This window comes from Bradyrhizobium sp. USDA 4472 (assembly GCF_054058595.1).
The window spans coordinates 2,614,358-2,629,063 of sequence record NZ_JBSSAM010000001.1 but is presented as its reverse complement, the minus strand read 5'-3'; the positions used below and the strand labels follow the sequence as shown (position 1 = coordinate 2,629,063).

Sequence of the window (14,706 nt, the reverse complement as noted above, 5' to 3'; positions counted from 1 at the left end):
CACCCTGTCCTCATCACAAACAGTTTTGCCTCTCTTAGCGCAAACCGTATAGCATTATCGCGGCGCGCTTGAATTCGCCTGAAGGCTCAGCGGAAATCCGATGATGGCGTCATTTTCGACACGGCGCGCTTTTTTCGCGCTCATCGCTACTCTGACGTTTGGTCTGGCGTCGGCGGTAGCACAAGATGCGCGGCTCCCCTATGTGCCGCCCGCGCTCGACAGCGTGCACGCCATTCCGGCCGAGCACGGCATGGTGGTGGCACAGGAGAGGATCGCGGCGCATGTCGGCGCCGACGTCTTGCGACGTGGCGGCAACGCCGTCGATGCTGCCGTCGCGACCGGCTTCGCAATGGCGGTGACTTATCCGCGCGCCGGCAATATCGGCGGCGGCGGCTTCATGGTGATCCATTCCGCCGAACGCAACGAAGACGTCGCGATCGACTATCGCGAGACCGCGCCTGCGGCGACCACCGCGCAAGTCTTCCTCGGAGCCGACGGCAAGCCTGATCCCGCAAAATCGCGCGATTGCGGGCTTGGCGTCGGCGTGCCCGGCACGGTCGCGGGCCTGGCTCTGGCACTCGATAGATACGGCTCGGGTCGGTTCACGCTGGCGCAGTTGCTGGAGCCTGCGATCGCACTGGCCCGTGATGGATTCATCATCACCGACGACATCGCCGATACGCTGCCTGGCTGGTATCCGCGACTCGCGCGCTGGCCGTCCTCAGCCAAGATCTTCGCAAGGTCCGATGGCAGGCCATTTGGCGAAGGTGACAGGCTGGTGCAGAGCGATCTCGCCGACACGCTGGCGAGCGTCGCGGCGCAAGGACCGCGCGGCTTCTACGAGGGACCGGTGGCGGAAAAGATCGCCAAGGCCGTCTCCGATGCCGGCGGCATCATGACGCCAGCTGATCTGAAGGCCTATCAGGCGGTGATCCGCACGCCGGTGCGCGGCACCTATCGCGGCTACGACATCGTCTCGATGCCGCTGCCGTCCTCAGGCGGCGTGGTGCTGCTGGAGACCCTCAACATCCTCGAAGGCTTTCAGCTCGCGGACCTGAAGCAGGGATCGCCGGCCTCGCTTCATCTGCTGATCGAGGCCATGAAGCGCGCCTACGCCGACCGTGCGCGCTATCTTGGCGATCCCGCCTTCGTCAACGCGCCGATCGATAGGCTCACGGCGAAGGATTACGCCGCCAAGCTGCGCGCCGGCATTTCTGCCGAACGCGCCACGCCATCGAAGGATCTCGTTTCGACCGCCACATCGCCGCACGAAGGCAGCAATACGACGCACTACTCGGTCGTCGACAATAGCGGCAACGCCGTCAGCAACACCTACACACTGAACTTCAGCTACGGCGTCGGTCTCGTCGCCGACGGCACCGGCGTGCTGCTCAACAATGAACTCGACGATTTCACCGCCGCCGTCGGCGCCTCCAATGCCTATGGTCTTGTCGGCTACGAGGCCAATCTGCCCGGGCCGGGCAAGCGGCCGCTGTCATCGATGTCGCCGACCATTGTGCTGAAGGACCGCAAGCCGGTGCTGGTGACGGGCTCGCCTGGTGGCAGTCGCATCATCTCGACCGTGCTCCAGGTGATCGTGAACGTGCTCGACTACAGGCTGGACGTCGCGGCGGCGGTGGCTGCGCCGCGGCTGCATCATCAATGGCTGCCGGATGAAGTTCGCGTCGAACGCGGCTTTCCCGACGACGTGCTGTTCGAGCTGAAGGCGATGGACCATCTCGTCGTCGAGCCGATGGGACAGACGTCGGCCAATTCGATTCTCGTGACCCCGAACGGGCCGCTCGGCGCGCCCGATCCGCGCACGCGCGGTGCGGAAGCTGCGGGACAGTAGCCCTGACGCTGCAGGGCAAGAGCGCGGGCCGGCTTGCGCCGGCCGCCGCGCGTGCTACCACCGCTCGGCCAAAAGAATTTGCCGGGGAAACGCACATGACAACAGCCGATCCGAGCGGGCGCATCGAGCGCGCCGAGATCGAGGACAGCAGCCTTCTCGCCTTTTATCGCGACATGAACGTCGCCGAGCGCCGAACCTTCTGGGCTTGCGCGGCAGGCTGGGCGCTCGACGGCATGGACTTCATGATCTACCCGCTGGTGATCGGCACCATCATCGCGCTGTGGAAGGTCGATGCGGGCTCCGCCGGCCTTGCCGGCACGGTGACACTGCTGGCCTCCGCCATCGGCGGCTGGCTCGGCGGCTATGTCTCGGACCATATCGGCCGGGTCAGGACGCTTCAGATCACCATCATCTGGTTCTCGGTTTTCTCGCTGGTCTGCGCCGTCGTACAGAATTTCGAGCAGCTGCTGATAGCCCGCGCCGTGCTCGGCCTCGGCTTCGGCGGCGAATGGGCCGCAGGCGCCGTGCTGATGGGCGAGGCGATCCGGCCGCAATATCGCGGCCGCGCCGTCGGCTCGGTGCAATCGGGCTGGGCGGTCGGCTGGGGCCTTGCCGTGCTGGCGCAAGCGATCTTGTTCTCGTTGATGCCGGCAGAGACGGCGTGGCGCTGGATGTTCGTGATCGGCGCCCTGCCGGCGCTGCTGGTGTTCTACATCCGCCGCTCCGTCACCGAGCCCGAGATCGCCGCTGAAGCCCGTGCCAGGCAGGCCGCGAGCGGAGATCGCCCCGCGCTCTGGGAGATTTTTTCGGGCCCGATCCTGAAGACCACGATTCTCGCCTCACTCGCTGCGACGGGCTGCCAGGGCGGCTACTACGCCATCACGTTCTGGGTGCCGCAGTTCCTGACCAAGGAGCGGCATCTGTCCATCGTGGGATCGACCGGCTATCTCTCGACGCTGATCATCGGTTCCTTCATCGGCTATCTCGTCGGCGCCTGGCTCGCTGACCGCATCGGACGGCGTAACCTGTTCTTGATTTTCTCGATCGGAGCGATGGCCGTCGTGCTGCTCTACACGCAACTGCCGCTGAACAACGAGATCCTGTGGGTGCTCGGCTTTCCGCTTGGTTTCTTCGCCTCGGGTTATTTCTCAGGGATCGGCGCGTTCCTGACCGAGCTCTATCCGACGCGTCTGCGCGGCTCCGGCCAGGGCTTTTGCTATAATTTCGGCCGTGGCATCGGTGCGCTGTTTCCCTTCCTCGTCGGTGCGCTCTCGGCATCGACCTCGCTGGCCAATGCGATCGCGATCTTCGCGGTGGTGGCTTACGCGCTGTTCTTCATCGCGGCGTTCGCGCTGCCCGAGACGCGCGGGCGGGTGCTGCACGCGGACTGACAGATCATCGCGGGCGCTGGAGAAACTTACCGTCCGACCTGGTACGGTCCGCCCTTTTCCAGCGCGCGCGCATAAGCCGGCCGCGCGTGGATGCGTTCCAGAAACGCCATCGCCTTGGGATGGCCCTGCTCGAGTCCGCCGCGGGCTTGGGCCGCTTCGAGCGGAAAGCTCATCTGGATGTCGGCGGCCGTGAATTCGCTGCCGGCGAACCACTCGCTTTTGCCGAGTTCGCCCTCCCAATAGTCCATGTGCTGCTTGAGCTGCGGATTGACCAGCGCCGTGAGCGCCTGGTTCGAAACCTTGCGCACCAGCGGGCGAAGCAGCGCCGGCGCGCGTTTCGGCATCAGCGTGAACAGCAGCTTCAACAGCAGCGGCGACATCGCGGACCCCTCGGCGTAATGCAGCCAATAGGTGAAGCGCAGCCGCTCCGGCGTATCAGGCGGCGGGATCAGGCGGCCATTGCCATAGGTCGCGACGAGATATTCGATGATCGCGCCTGACTCGGCGAGGGTGTTGCCGTTGTCGGTGATGACGGGCGATTTGCCGAGCGGATGAATCGCACGCAGCTCCTTCGGCGCGCGCATGTCCGGCTGGCGCTGATAGCGCACGATCTCATAGGGCACGCCCAGCTCCTCGAGCAGCCACAGCACGCGCTGCGAGCGCGAATTGTTGAGGTGATGGAGGGTCAGCATCGCGAGAATCCCCGGGCTTGGTTTGTTGGGCCGGCCGCGTACCTGCCAGCCCGGAACCACAATGTCGAGCCGTTCGGAGGATATTTTCATCCGGGTATATTGACGGCGATTATTTACCCGGGTATTAAAGGCGCCACCATCGTCAATATGGCAATGATTTCAATGCAAGCAACTTTCACCGCGTTTCAAGGGCAGCGCCGCCTGGTGTCCGGGCCGGCGGGAGAGGTCGCTCTGGTCGTCAAGCGGGTGGCACCGCGGACGGACGAGGCGATCATCATCTTCGAGGACGCCACGGGCCGATCGATCGACTTCGATCTGCGCGGCGGCGATCGCGAGGTGCTGGCGCGTTTGGCGAAGCTGATCCCGCCGCCGGTCGAGGAGGCCGCGCCGCCGGCCGAGCCGCGCGGACGCGGCCGGCCAAAGCTCGGCGTGGTCGCGCGTGAGGTGACGCTGCTGCCGCGGCATTGGGAGTGGCTCGGCGTGCAGCCCGGCGGCGCTTCGGTCGCGCTGCGAAAGCTCGTCGACGAGGCCAGGCGCGCCAGCGGCGACAAGGATCGCGCACGGCAGGCGCGCGATGCGGCCTATCACTTCATGTCGACCATGGCAGGCAATCTGGCGCAATTCGAGGAAGCCTCGCGCGCGCTGTTCGCGGATGACCGGCGCCGCTTCACCGGACTGATCGCCGACTGGCCGGCCGATATCCGCGACCACATCGTCAAGCTCGCCTACGGCGACCGCGCCTAGCCGCGCAGCACGTCTCACAACCCTATCGACGGCCAAGCCGCGCATTGCTCGGCAGCGGCTTCGCATGCCCTCGTGAAAGGCAGAACCATGTCCGTTCCAAAGCCGCTCTGGCAGACCTTCCTGCGCTTCCTCGCGCCGTTGATGCTGAGCAACGCGCTGCAATCGTTGTTCGGCACGGTCAGCAATGTCTATGTCGGTCATATGATCGGCGTCGATGCACTCGCTGCGGTCTCGATCTTCTTCCCGGTATTCTTCTTCCTGTTCGCTTTCGTCATGGGCCTGAGCACCGGCGCAACCGTGCTGATCGGCCAGGCCTTTGGTGCGGGCAAGCTCGACAGGATCAAGATCGTCGCTGGCACGACGCTCGCGGTCGGCCTGCTGCTCTCGATGTCAGGGGGACTGGTCGGTGCCCTGTTCAGCCGGCAATTGATGATCGCACTCGCGACGCCGGCCGACATTCTCGAGCAGGCTAGCCGCTATGCCCGCATCATGCTGCTGACGATGCCGTTTGGCTTCACTTTCCTGCTGATGACCGCGATGATCCGCGGTGTCGGCGACGCAGTGACGCCGCTGTTGGCATTGGCGTTGTCGACTGCGATCGGTCTGATCCTGACACCGATGCTGATCCACGGCGCGGTCGGCATCACCAGCCCGGCCTGGGCGGCCGCGATCTCCAACGCAGTGACGCTGATCGCGCTCGCCGTCTATCTGCTGCGGAAGAAGCACGTGCTCGCACCGGACGCAGCACTGCTGCGCCATGTGCGGATCAATCGCGCGGTGATCGGACAAATCCTGGGCATCGGCTTGCCGAGCGCCGTCGGCATGGTCGTGATGGCGATCGCCGAGCTGGTGCTGCTCGGCCTCGTCAACGGCTTCGGATCCGACGCCACGGCTGCGTACGGCGCCGTCAACCAGGTGATGGGCTACACGCAGTTCACGGCGATGTCGATCTCGATCGCGGTCTCGATTCTCGGCGCGCAGGCCGTCGGCGGCGGCGACCGGACGCGGCTCGATGGCATCGTGCGAACCGGCCTCGCGTTCAACCTCGTACTGACGGGCGGGCTGGTAACGTTGATCTATCTCGCGCCCCGCGCCGTGCTCGGCATCTTCATCACTGACGGCGCCGTGCTCGATCTGGCGAAAGGACTGCTCTTCGTCGCCCTCTGGAGCTCGGTGCCGTTCGGCCTTGCGACGACATTCTCAGGCGCGATGCGTGCCGCAGGCGTCGCGCTGACGCCGATGCTGCTGTCCATATCAGCCATCGTTGCGATCGAGCTGCCCAGTGCGGTGATCCTCAGTCGCACCATCGGGCTTGCGGGCGTATGGGCCGCTTATCCGATCGTATTCTGCGCCATGTTCGTTCTGCAGATGGGCTATTACCTCCTGGTGTGGCGCAAGCGGGCCATCCGGCGTCTGGTCTGATCACCAAGATATTATGACCATCATTAAACGGTGGACCTGTGGCGCGCCCTGCGCCACAATGGGTGAAAAGCGACGTCAGGGAGAACGCATTTGACCCGCACCGCCCCGCAATTCCTGTTCGATTTCGGCAGCCCCAACGCCTATCTCAGCCATCTCGCCATCCCCGCGATCGAACGGCGCATCGGTGTCAAATTCGAATATGTGCCGATCCTGCTCGGCGGCATTTTCAAGGCGACCAACAACAGATCGCCGGCCGAGACGCTCGCCGGCATCAAGAACAAGCGCGAGTTCCAGGAGGTCGAGACCGAGCGCTTCGTCAAGCGCTTCAAGGTTCAGCCTTACGTCTTCAACCCCAACTTTCCCGTCAACACGTTGAACCTGATGCGCACCGCAATCGCGGCGCAGCTCGAGGGTGTGTTCGGGACGTATGTCGACGCCGCCTTTCACCACATGTGGCGCGAGCCGAAGAAGATGGACGACCCTGAAGTGGCCGCGAAGGCGCTGGCGTCCTCCGGTCTCGACGCTCAAAAGCTGTTCGCCCGCGCCCAGGAGCCGGACGTGAAGGGCAAGCTGATCAAGAACACCGAGGAGGCGGTCGCGCGCGGCGCCTTCGGCTCGCCGACCTTCTTCGTCGGAACCGAAATGTTCTTCGGCAAGGAGCAGCTGCGCGAGGTCGAGGAGATGGTGTCGGGAAAGTGAAGCGCGCGCAAGGCGGCCGGCGGATAGCAAGTGGAAATCGCCCCTGCTATTCGCTACTCCCTACCGCCAATCGCCAATCCTAAAAGCGGAGGTCTCCCATGCGTATCCTCGTGGTCGGCGCCGGCGCCATCGGCGGCTATTTTGGTGGCAGGCTGTTGCAGGCTGGCCGCGACGTGACCTTCCTCGTCCGTCCCAGGCGCGCCGGCGAACTCGCGCGCGACGGCCTGGCCATCAAGAGCCCGAACGGCGACGCGACGCTGAAGAATCCGCCGACCGTGCAGACCGACGCGATCAAGGACACATTCGACGTCGTGCTGCTCAGCTGCAAGGCGTTCGACCTCGACGACGCCATCAACTCGTTTGCCGCTGCGGTTGGCCCAAACACTGCGATCATCCCGATGCTCAACGGCATGAAGCATCTCGACACGCTCGACCAGAAGTTCGGCAAGGAGCGCGTGCTCGGCGGTCTCTGCGCCATCGCGGCGACGTTGAACGAGAAGCGGGAAGTGGTGCAGCTGCAGCCGATGCAGGCGATCAGTTACGGCGAACGCGACGGCAAGTCGTCGGATCGCATCAAGGCGATCGACGAGGCCTTCAAGAGCGGCATTGTCGGGGCCACCGTCAGCGAGAACATCATGCAGGACATGTGGGAAAAGTGGGTGTTCCTCTCCTCCCTCGCAGCCTCCACCAGCCTGATGCGGACCTCTGTCGGCAACATCCTTGCGGCACCCGGAGGCAGGGACTTCCTGCTCGGCATTCTCGACGAGACCAGCGCAATCGCCACCGCGTCCGGCTACACGCCTGGCGGCCCGTTCTTCGAGCGCGTGAAGGGCAACCTCACCACCGAGGGCTCTCCGATGACGGCCTCGATGTTCCGGGACATCAAGGCGGGCCTCCCCGTCGAGGCCGATCACGTGATCGGCGACCTCATCGCGCGCGCTGATGCCGCCAAGGTGCCGGTGCCGAAGCTGCGCATCGCGTACACGCATCTGAAGGCGTATGAGAAGCAGCGCGCGGGCTAACCGCGCCCAGCGCTATTTGAAACATGCGAGATAGCGAGCGACTGCGGGGCTGCATCTGCTCGTTCTTGCGCGAGCCGGCGCGGAAGAACACGAGCTGCCCTTGCAGGAATTGATCAGGCTGGCTGGACCGCAAGCGAGGGGATGTTCTCGGTCTGCGATATCCCGTTCTCGCCGTGGCAGCCGGAGCAAACGGCGGCCGTCGACTGCGGCATTATCCGCCGCGCTTGCAGAGGGCGCGCTAAGCGTGAGGAGCGCAGCCGCGCTGATCGCGTGCGAGATGAACTGCCGGCGCATGATGAGGACTCCGATCCATCCCCCTTGTCCTTCCGGGCCGTCCGGAGCGCGGGCTCGCGCTGCTCGCGAAAACAACCCCATGCACAGTAGGACAGGGGCCGGGAAGGTCTGCCCTGAGAGCGGGCACGCCTGGTCGCCGAGACGATGTCGGGGCCAAAGCGCGTCCGGAGGATCGCCTGCCCGAGGTGGACGGCGCTGCGGTGACCAGGATCGTCACGCGAAACCCAAGCCAGCCGCCACCGGCGTGGATAACCACGGCCTGACCTGATTTGGCTGGATGCACCGGGAAAAATTGGAGCGGGCGAAGGGGCTCGAACCCTCGACCCCGACCTTGGCAAGGTCGTGCTCTACCACTGAGCTACACCCGCATCCTGTGTCGGTCGCGTGACGCGCCGGCAACGGCTGTCGTATGCCAAAAGCGGGAGGCGAATGCAACAGCTACCGGCAGCATCATCTCGCTTTCGAGCCCCTATATGAGCCCCATCCCGGCCAAATCGACCGAAAATGGTCGGGAACTGCCGAATCGGCGCCTATGGATTGAAATTCGGCCGCCCCGGCCCAATTTTAGGGCCTGAAACGAAGCATATGCGATGGCGACGTGCTAAAGACCCGCCATTCCAGACATGAGACGAGGGGATCCCGTGACGATCATCGACCAGGCTAACGGAGCGGGTCCGGCTGCGGCCGATCTGATCAAGGACACCACCACCCAGACCTTCGTGAAGGACGTCATCGAGGAATCGAAGCGCCAGCCGGTGCTGATCGACTTCTGGGCGGAGTGGTGCGGTCCCTGCAAGCAGCTCACCCCCATCCTGGAAAAGGCAGTCAAGGCGGCCAGGGGCAAGGTCAAGCTGGTCAAGATGAACATCGACCAGCATCCGGCGATCCCCGGCCAGATGGGCATCCAGTCGATCCCGGCCGTGATCGCCTTCGTCAACGGCCAGCCCGCCGACGGCTTCATGGGCGCTGTGCCGGAGAGCCAGCTCAACGCCTTCATCGAGAAGCTGACCAAGGGTGTGACGGCGCCAGGCGAGCCCAACCTTGCCGAGATCCTGCAGGAGGCCGAGGCCGTGCTCGCCGAGGGCGATGCCGCCGCGGCCGCGCAGATCTATGCCGAAGTGCTGCAGCACGAGGCGACCAACATCGCGGCATTGGCCGGGCTGGCAAAATGCTACGCCGTCTCGGGTGCGATGGAGCAAGCCAAGCAGACGCTCGCCATGGTGCCGGAATCCAGGCGCAACGACCCGGCCGTGAAGGCGGTGCAGACCGCGATCGATCTTGCCGAACAAGCGGAACAGCTCGGGCCTGTCGCCGAGCTGGAACAGAAAGTCGCCGCAAACCCGCTCGATCATCAGGCCCGCTTCGATCTTGCCACCGCGCTGAACGCGCAGGGCGATCGCACTGCGGCCACCGAGCAGCTGCTCGCGATCGTCAAGCGCGACCGCAAATGGAACGACGACGGCGCCCGCAAGCAGCTGGTGCAGTTCTTCGAGGCCTGGGGCGGCACGGATGAAGCAACCGTCGAGGGACGCAAGCGCTTGTCGACGATCCTGTTTTCATAGGGACAGCGTGCGGTTATTGTTTGCGCATGATCTTATCGGAACACCGCTGCGCACTTTTCCGGATCATGCTCTAGCGGGGACCAGATGCCGATCAATATCGAATATCGCGGCCCCGCCGACCTGCCGGAAATAATTCCGGTTTTTCCGCTGCCGGGGGCGCTGCTGCTTCCCCGCGGCCAGATGCCGCTCAACATCTTCGAGCCGCGCTATCTCGCGATGGTCGACGATTCCTTCCGCGACGGCCATCGGCTGATCGGCATGATCCAGCCTGACGTCGCGCACTCGCCCAAAAATTCTGACAGGCCGAAGTTGTTCCGCGTCGGTTGCGTCGGCCGCATCACCCAGCTCGCCGAATCCGGTGACGGCCGTTACATCCTCGAGCTCACCGGCATCGCGCGCTTCAAGGTGGTCGAGGAGCTCGAGGTGCTGACCCCCTACCGGCAGTGCAAGGTCGATTTTTTCGCCTTCACCGACGATTTCACCGCGCGCATGGGCGAGGACGAGGTCAACCGCGAGGCGCTGCTGGTGGCGCTGGCGGATTTTCTCAAGGCCAATAATCTCAAGGTCGACTGGGAGGGTGTCGAAAGCGCGCCCAATGAGGCGCTCGTCAACGCGCTGGCGATGATGTCGCCCTACGGCCCGGCCGAGAAGCAGGCCATGCTTGAAGCGCCCGATCTGAAGACACGCGCCGAGATCCTGATCGCGGTCACCGAGATGGACCTCGCCAAGAAGCGCACCAGCGGCGATCCGCCGTTGCAATGACCGGTGCTGAAGCGCGATGAGATTGGGTTGAATCGTGATCGCGGTTTGGCTTTTGTTTGAGCATGATCTTTTCGGAAAACCGCTTCACACCTTTCCGGATCATGCTGTGGTTCACGCCGCGCGGATGGCTGCCTTCTCACCTCGCCTCAGCATCTTCGCAATGCCGGATGCAGGCATCGGCCGGCCGAAATAATAGCCTTGCGTTTCGACACAGCCCTCTTCACGGAGGATATCGAGCTGCTCCTTCGTTTCGGCGCCTTCGGCGGTCGTCGTCTTGCCCAGGCTGACCGCGAAGCGAACGACCGCCCGCGCGAGATGATGCGCGTCTGCGCTTGCGCTGGACAGTTCATTGACGAAGCTGCGGTCGACCTTGATCTTGTCGAACGGGAATCTCTGCAAGAAGCTCAGCGAAGAGTAGCCGGTGCCGAAGTCGTCCAGGGCTACTCGCACGCCGAGCTCGCGCAGTTGACCAAGTGCTGCGAAGACGGCCTCGCTGTCATGCATGATTGCCGTCTCGGTCACCTCGAGCTCAAGTCGGTCCGGCGGAACTCCCGAATTCGCCAGTGCGCCGACAATGACCGGGACAAGCTCCTTACTCTTGAACTGGGCCGGAGAGAGGTTGATCGCGATCCTGAGATGGGCGGGCCATTTGGCGGCTTCGCTACATGCGGTCGTCAGGATCCATTCTCCAAGCGGCACGATCAAGCCGGTCTCCTCCGCGAGCGGAATGAATTCGCCGGGCATGACCAGGCCTCGCCGCGGGTGATGCCAGCGTAGCAGGGCTTCGAAGCCGCGGATCTCACCGGTCGCGGTATTCACGAAGGGCTGGTAGTGCAGCTCGAATTCGCCGCCAGCAAGCGCATCACGCATGTCGCGCTCCAGGTTCCGCCGCGCATGCATGAGCTCATCGAGCTCGGGCTCGAAGAAGCGGAATGCACCACGCCCGCCACTCTTGGCCGAGTAGAGTGCGAGATCCGCGCTCTTCATGAGCACGTCGGAATCGTCGCCATCGCGCGGCGCGATGGCAATTCCGATGCTGGTGCCCACCATGAACCGGTGATCGTCGAGATCGAAGGGTTCGCAAAGCGCTTTTCTGATGTTCTCGGCGAGCGCGGCGGCCTCAACGGCGGGGCTGGTCACATAGTCGATCACGGCGAACTCATCGCCGCCCAGTCGGGCAATCACCGCGGTTTCCGTGGTGCATTCGCGCAAACGCGTGGCGACGGCACGCAACAGGGAGTCCCCTGCGGGGTGTCCCAGCGTGTCGTTGACCTCCTTGAACCGGTCGAGGTCGAGCATCAACACCGCAAGTTCGAGGCCGCCATTGCGCGTCACGGCAAGTGCATGCTCCATCCGCTCCCGGAGCAGCACTCGATTTGGCAAACCGGTCAACGCATCGTGTTGCGCCATATGGACGATCTTGGCCTCGGACCGGCGTTGCTCGGTGACATCGAGATGCGTGGCGACCCAGCCGCCGCCGGCCATTGGCTGTCGCGTCACGCAGATCAACCGACCATCAGCGAACTCGTCGATTCTGCTCGAGACTGCATCGAACGGCAACGCGGCCAATTTCGAGAGGAATTGCTCGGCGGCGCCCTCGCTGGCACCGCTCTTGAGGATGCCGGTCATGACGCGGTGCCTGATGATGTCGGCGTGCGGCGTCCCCGTTTTCAGCAGCTCGGGCGGCAAGCGGTAGAGCTCGGCATAGCGCTCGTTGCAGACGACAAGCCGCTTCTCCGCATCGAACATGCACAAGGCCTCGACCATGTTGTTGATGGCCGTATCCAGCCTGAGTTTCTGCTCCTGGATTTCCCGTTGCGAATCTTCCACCTGTTGCCTGGCGCGGGAAAGTTCGCTGATGATGGCCTCGAATCTGCCGGTTCTGGTCGCAAGGCGACGATCCGCCAGGACACCGACGAAGCTCATCCCGAGCACCGACAGGGCCACACCGGCGATTGCGAGGGCCAGGAAGTTCGGCGAAAGCGACAATGCATCGTTTGCCAGCGTCGGATCGGGAACGATCTGCACGGCGCCCATGGCCGTGAAATGATGCGACACGATGGCAAGCGTCAGCAGCAGCGCAGCGGCCAGGGTCCCCCGCTTGTCCTTGCGGCCGACGGCGACCGCGAGTGCGGCATAGCCCAGGGCCATGCCGAGACCGACCGAGACGAGCACCAGTGTCGGCGACCAGGCCACATGACCCGGCACTTCGAGAGCCCACATGCCGATATAATGCATGCTTGCGATGCCGGCGCCGATGATGCCGCCACCGGCAGCTGCGCGCCAGCGGCCGGAATTGTTAACGGCGACGCCGAAGCCGCCCGACGTCAGCACCATCGCGGCGGCCAGCGACAGCGCCGTCAGGCCGAGGCCGTAGCCGGTCGAGACGCCGGGGTCGTAGGCGAGCATTGCGACGAAATGCGTCGCCCAGATTCCGTAGCCAATGGCGGCACCGGCGATCGCAATCCAGATCCGCCGCGTCCAGGCGCCCGACGCGATCGCGCGATGAAAGATGCTAACCGCTACGATGCTTGCAGCGAAACAAACCAGGCCAGCGAGCACAACGAGCCGCCAATCGTGCTCGGTCGCAAGGCAGGAAAAAACACGAAACATGCAATATCACTCCCTCGTCAATACTACCGAGGATTGATCCAGGCGCGCTTGTTCCGCGTTAATTTTTTGCAATGCCCGGTTGTATGCCTATCGCGAGGTAAACATTCTGCGGCAAATGACGCCATTGGCGTTAATTGTGCGGGTAAGCGCGCGCGAGTCCGCGTTAGACCACGCGGGCAAAGGGAGGCCGGTTCGAACTTGCCAGCTCGGCCTAGGGATGGTTGCGGATGCGTTTGCGACCTGTGATCATCGCGCGCACCAGGTTCTCGCGCTGAAGCACGCTCATCAACACCACGCCTGCAACATGCAACACGACCAGGACGATGGCCGCATCCGATGCGTAAGCATGGGTGTCCTCGACCCACCAGACGCCGAAGAAGGTGACGGTGACCGACATTGCGCCCGTGATCGCCGAGACGGCGAGTGACAACAGCAGCGCCAACAGCATCAACGCACCGGCGGGATTGAGCCCGATATAACGGCCCGTGATGCCGCGGTGGAGATTCCAGAGATAGGAGGGGGCTGCCTGAAGGCGGACGCCGATCATGCGAAAGCGTGAATAGCGGCCGCCAAGGAAGCCCCAGACCAAGCGGAAGGCGAGAAGCCCGATGGCCGCATAGCCGACGATGCGATGCAGGCCGTCATGGACGGCGGGTGTAAACCAGGCGGCCAGAACGCACGCGGCGAGAGCCCAGTGCCAGAGACGCAGCGGCAGGTCCCAGACGGCGACCGTTCGATCCGCGGGGATCGGTTTCGGCTCCCCGCGCGCATCTCGCAGCGCTTTGTCGATCAAGCCGGGACTATCCTTGGCCGTTACTTGGCAATCGTGTGCTTCAGGCTGAGATCTTCCGGGCTGTAGAACAGCTCGTAGAGCTTGCCTGCCTTGACGCCGTAGACCTCGTAGCATGAGCCTTCGATCTTGGAGCGGCGCACGTCATAACCCAACGCTTTCGCCTGGGCTTCGGCTTCGATCGCCGGCTTCCACGACGCCTTGTCGAGCTTGGTGCAATCCTTGAAGCCGTCGGCCATCACCGTCGACGCGATGCCGGAGCCGACCGTCAGCGCGATGGCGAGAACGCGAATGACTTTCACTGATATCTCCTCCACTGTCGCATATGCGCGACGCACGCCCGAAGGAAGCGAATGGGAAGGGGAAGTCAATCGCGATTCGGATCGGCGACGTCTTGGAGACATTCTAGCCGTCGCCAAAACATCAGCGCCCTCCGAGGGCCGGGCGTGTTTTGCCGTGTGCTGCGGCCTTACGCCTCACGGTTTGGTGGCTGCATTCAATAACCGGCAAGGGTCATCGCCACCACCGCACCGAGCGCCATCCAGCCGAAGTGGCGACCACGCGTCCCCCATGCGTTGGCGCAGGCGGAGAAGCCGAACACGCAGACCATGGTGACGACGATCCAGTGGCGCGCGAGCGCCGAATCCATCCAGGGCGCAGCGACCAGCAGCGCGCCGCACCCGATCCAGGCCACGGTCGAGGCCTGCCAGACCAGGCGGATCAAGCTGCGGAGCCGCTCCGGCTCGATGGTGGCGCGGGCAAAGACCTTGGTTTCGCCGAGGATGCCGTGGATGACGGCCACGATGATGGCCCCCACACCGGCGCATTGCAGCAAGAGATCACGCATCGCGGCCCCATACATG

13 protein-coding genes, 1 tRNA gene and 1 pseudogene are annotated in these 14,706 nt (G+C 64.0%); 8 read left to right on the top strand and 7 right to left on the bottom strand.

All coding sequences use genetic code 11. The features are described 5' to 3' along the window. Positions 1–100 precede the first annotated feature (100 nt). Complete coding sequence (gene ggt, locus ACVWZ4_RS12015; protein ID WP_456740356.1) at positions 101–1,852, top strand: gamma-glutamyltransferase; 1,752 nt, start codon at positions 101–103, stop codon at positions 1,850–1,852. 95 nt (positions 1,853–1,947) lie between these two features. After that, complete coding sequence (locus ACVWZ4_RS12010) at positions 1,948–3,243, top strand: MFS transporter (RefSeq protein ID WP_456700404.1); 1,296 nt, start codon at positions 1,948–1,950, stop codon at positions 3,241–3,243. A gap of 26 nt (positions 3,244–3,269) precedes the next feature. Here the strand turns inward: ACVWZ4_RS12010 and ACVWZ4_RS12005 are convergent, their stop codons facing one another. Beyond that, positions 3,270–3,935, bottom strand: a complete 666-nt coding sequence (locus ACVWZ4_RS12005; protein WP_456790108.1) for a glutathione S-transferase family protein — start codon at positions 3,933–3,935, stop codon at positions 3,270–3,272. A gap of 147 nt (positions 3,936–4,082) precedes the next feature. Between ACVWZ4_RS12005 and ACVWZ4_RS12000 the strand changes: the two genes are divergently transcribed. The 4 genes from ACVWZ4_RS12000 to panE all read left to right on the top strand — a co-directional run bounded on the left by ACVWZ4_RS12000 (position 4,083) and on the right by panE (position 7,822). Next, positions 4,083–4,679, top strand: coding sequence for a DUF2239 family protein (locus ACVWZ4_RS12000; protein WP_456736837.1), 597 nt, complete (start codon positions 4,083–4,085; stop codon positions 4,677–4,679). Between the two features lie 87 nt (positions 4,680–4,766). Beyond that, the gene (locus tag ACVWZ4_RS11995) at positions 4,767–6,101 is read left to right on the top strand and encodes an MATE family efflux transporter (protein WP_456740355.1); all 1,335 of its coding nucleotides are present in this window, start codon (positions 4,767–4,769) and stop codon (positions 6,099–6,101) included. Between the two features lie 90 nt (positions 6,102–6,191). Next, positions 6,192–6,800 (top strand): DsbA family protein, encoded by a 609-nt coding sequence (locus ACVWZ4_RS11990; protein ID WP_456740354.1) that lies wholly within the window; start codon positions 6,192–6,194, stop codon positions 6,798–6,800. Positions 6,801–6,898: 98 nt separating this feature from the next. Continuing rightward, positions 6,899–7,822: a 2-dehydropantoate 2-reductase gene (panE, locus tag ACVWZ4_RS11985; protein WP_456700409.1), complete on the top strand. Its 924-nt coding sequence runs from the start codon at positions 6,899–6,901 to the stop codon at positions 7,820–7,822. 1 nt (position 7,823) lies between these two features. On the opposite strand, the pseudogene ACVWZ4_RS11980 reads toward panE, so the two are convergent. Together ACVWZ4_RS11980 and ACVWZ4_RS11975 are read right to left on the bottom strand one after the other, a co-directional pair. Then, positions 7,824–8,116, bottom strand: a pseudogene (locus ACVWZ4_RS11980) (c-type cytochrome); the annotation flags it as partial. A gap of 293 nt (positions 8,117–8,409) precedes the next feature. Continuing rightward, positions 8,410–8,484: transfer RNA gene (locus ACVWZ4_RS11975), tRNA-Gly, on the bottom strand. A gap of 273 nt (positions 8,485–8,757) precedes the next feature. Between ACVWZ4_RS11975 and trxA the strand changes: the two genes are divergently transcribed. Both trxA and ACVWZ4_RS11965 read left to right on the top strand, forming a co-directional pair. After that, positions 8,758–9,678: a thioredoxin gene (gene trxA, locus ACVWZ4_RS11970; RefSeq protein ID WP_456740353.1), complete on the top strand. Its 921-nt coding sequence runs from the start codon at positions 8,758–8,760 to the stop codon at positions 9,676–9,678. A gap of 84 nt (positions 9,679–9,762) precedes the next feature. Further along, the gene (locus tag ACVWZ4_RS11965) at positions 9,763–10,440 is read left to right on the top strand and encodes an LON peptidase substrate-binding domain-containing protein (protein WP_456700411.1); all 678 of its coding nucleotides are present in this window, start codon (positions 9,763–9,765) and stop codon (positions 10,438–10,440) included. Positions 10,441–10,551: 111 nt separating this feature from the next. Here the strand turns inward: ACVWZ4_RS11965 and ACVWZ4_RS11960 are convergent, their stop codons facing one another. The 4 genes from ACVWZ4_RS11960 to ACVWZ4_RS11945 form a co-directional block, all read right to left on the bottom strand. Next, positions 10,552–13,053, bottom strand: coding sequence for an EAL domain-containing protein (locus tag ACVWZ4_RS11960; RefSeq protein WP_456740352.1), 2,502 nt, complete (start codon positions 13,051–13,053; stop codon positions 10,552–10,554). Between the two features lie 211 nt (positions 13,054–13,264). Continuing rightward, positions 13,265–13,846, bottom strand: a complete 582-nt coding sequence (locus ACVWZ4_RS11955) for a cytochrome b/b6 domain-containing protein (RefSeq protein ID WP_456740351.1) — start codon at positions 13,844–13,846, stop codon at positions 13,265–13,267. Positions 13,847–13,866: 20 nt separating this feature from the next. Further along, positions 13,867–14,145 carry a PepSY domain-containing protein gene (locus ACVWZ4_RS11950; protein ID WP_456700414.1) on the bottom strand — a complete coding sequence of 93 codons (279 nt, stop codon included), beginning with the start codon at positions 14,143–14,145 and terminating at the stop codon, positions 13,867–13,869. Between the two features lie 194 nt (positions 14,146–14,339). Continuing rightward, positions 14,340–14,690 carry a hypothetical protein gene (locus ACVWZ4_RS11945; RefSeq protein ID WP_456700415.1) on the bottom strand — a complete coding sequence of 117 codons (351 nt, stop codon included), beginning with the start codon at positions 14,688–14,690 and terminating at the stop codon, positions 14,340–14,342. Between the last annotated feature and the right edge of the window lie 16 nt (positions 14,691–14,706).

Coding starts and splice junctions, on each gene's coding strand:
- ggt (WP_456740356.1), top strand. CDS start 101: ATGATGGCGTCATTTTCGACACGGCGCGCTTTTTTCGCGCTCATCGCT.
- ACVWZ4_RS12010 (WP_456700404.1), top strand. CDS start 1,948: ATGACAACAGCCGATCCGAGCGGGCGCATCGAGCGCGCCGAGATCGAG.
- ACVWZ4_RS12005 (WP_456790108.1), bottom strand. CDS start 3,935: ATGCTGACCCTCCATCACCTCAACAATTCGCGCTCGCAGCGCGTGCTG.
- ACVWZ4_RS12000 (WP_456736837.1), top strand. CDS start 4,083: ATGGCAATGATTTCAATGCAAGCAACTTTCACCGCGTTTCAAGGGCAG.
- ACVWZ4_RS11995 (WP_456740355.1), top strand. CDS start 4,767: ATGTCCGTTCCAAAGCCGCTCTGGCAGACCTTCCTGCGCTTCCTCGCG.
- panE (WP_456700409.1), top strand. CDS start 6,899: ATGCGTATCCTCGTGGTCGGCGCCGGCGCCATCGGCGGCTATTTTGGT.
- ACVWZ4_RS11965 (WP_456700411.1), top strand. CDS start 9,763: ATGCCGATCAATATCGAATATCGCGGCCCCGCCGACCTGCCGGAAATA.
- ACVWZ4_RS11960 (WP_456740352.1), bottom strand. CDS start 13,053: ATGTTTCGTGTTTTTTCCTGCCTTGCGACCGAGCACGATTGGCGGCTC.
- ACVWZ4_RS11945 (WP_456700415.1), bottom strand. CDS start 14,690: ATGCGTGATCTCTTGCTGCAATGCGCCGGTGTGGGGGCCATCATCGTG.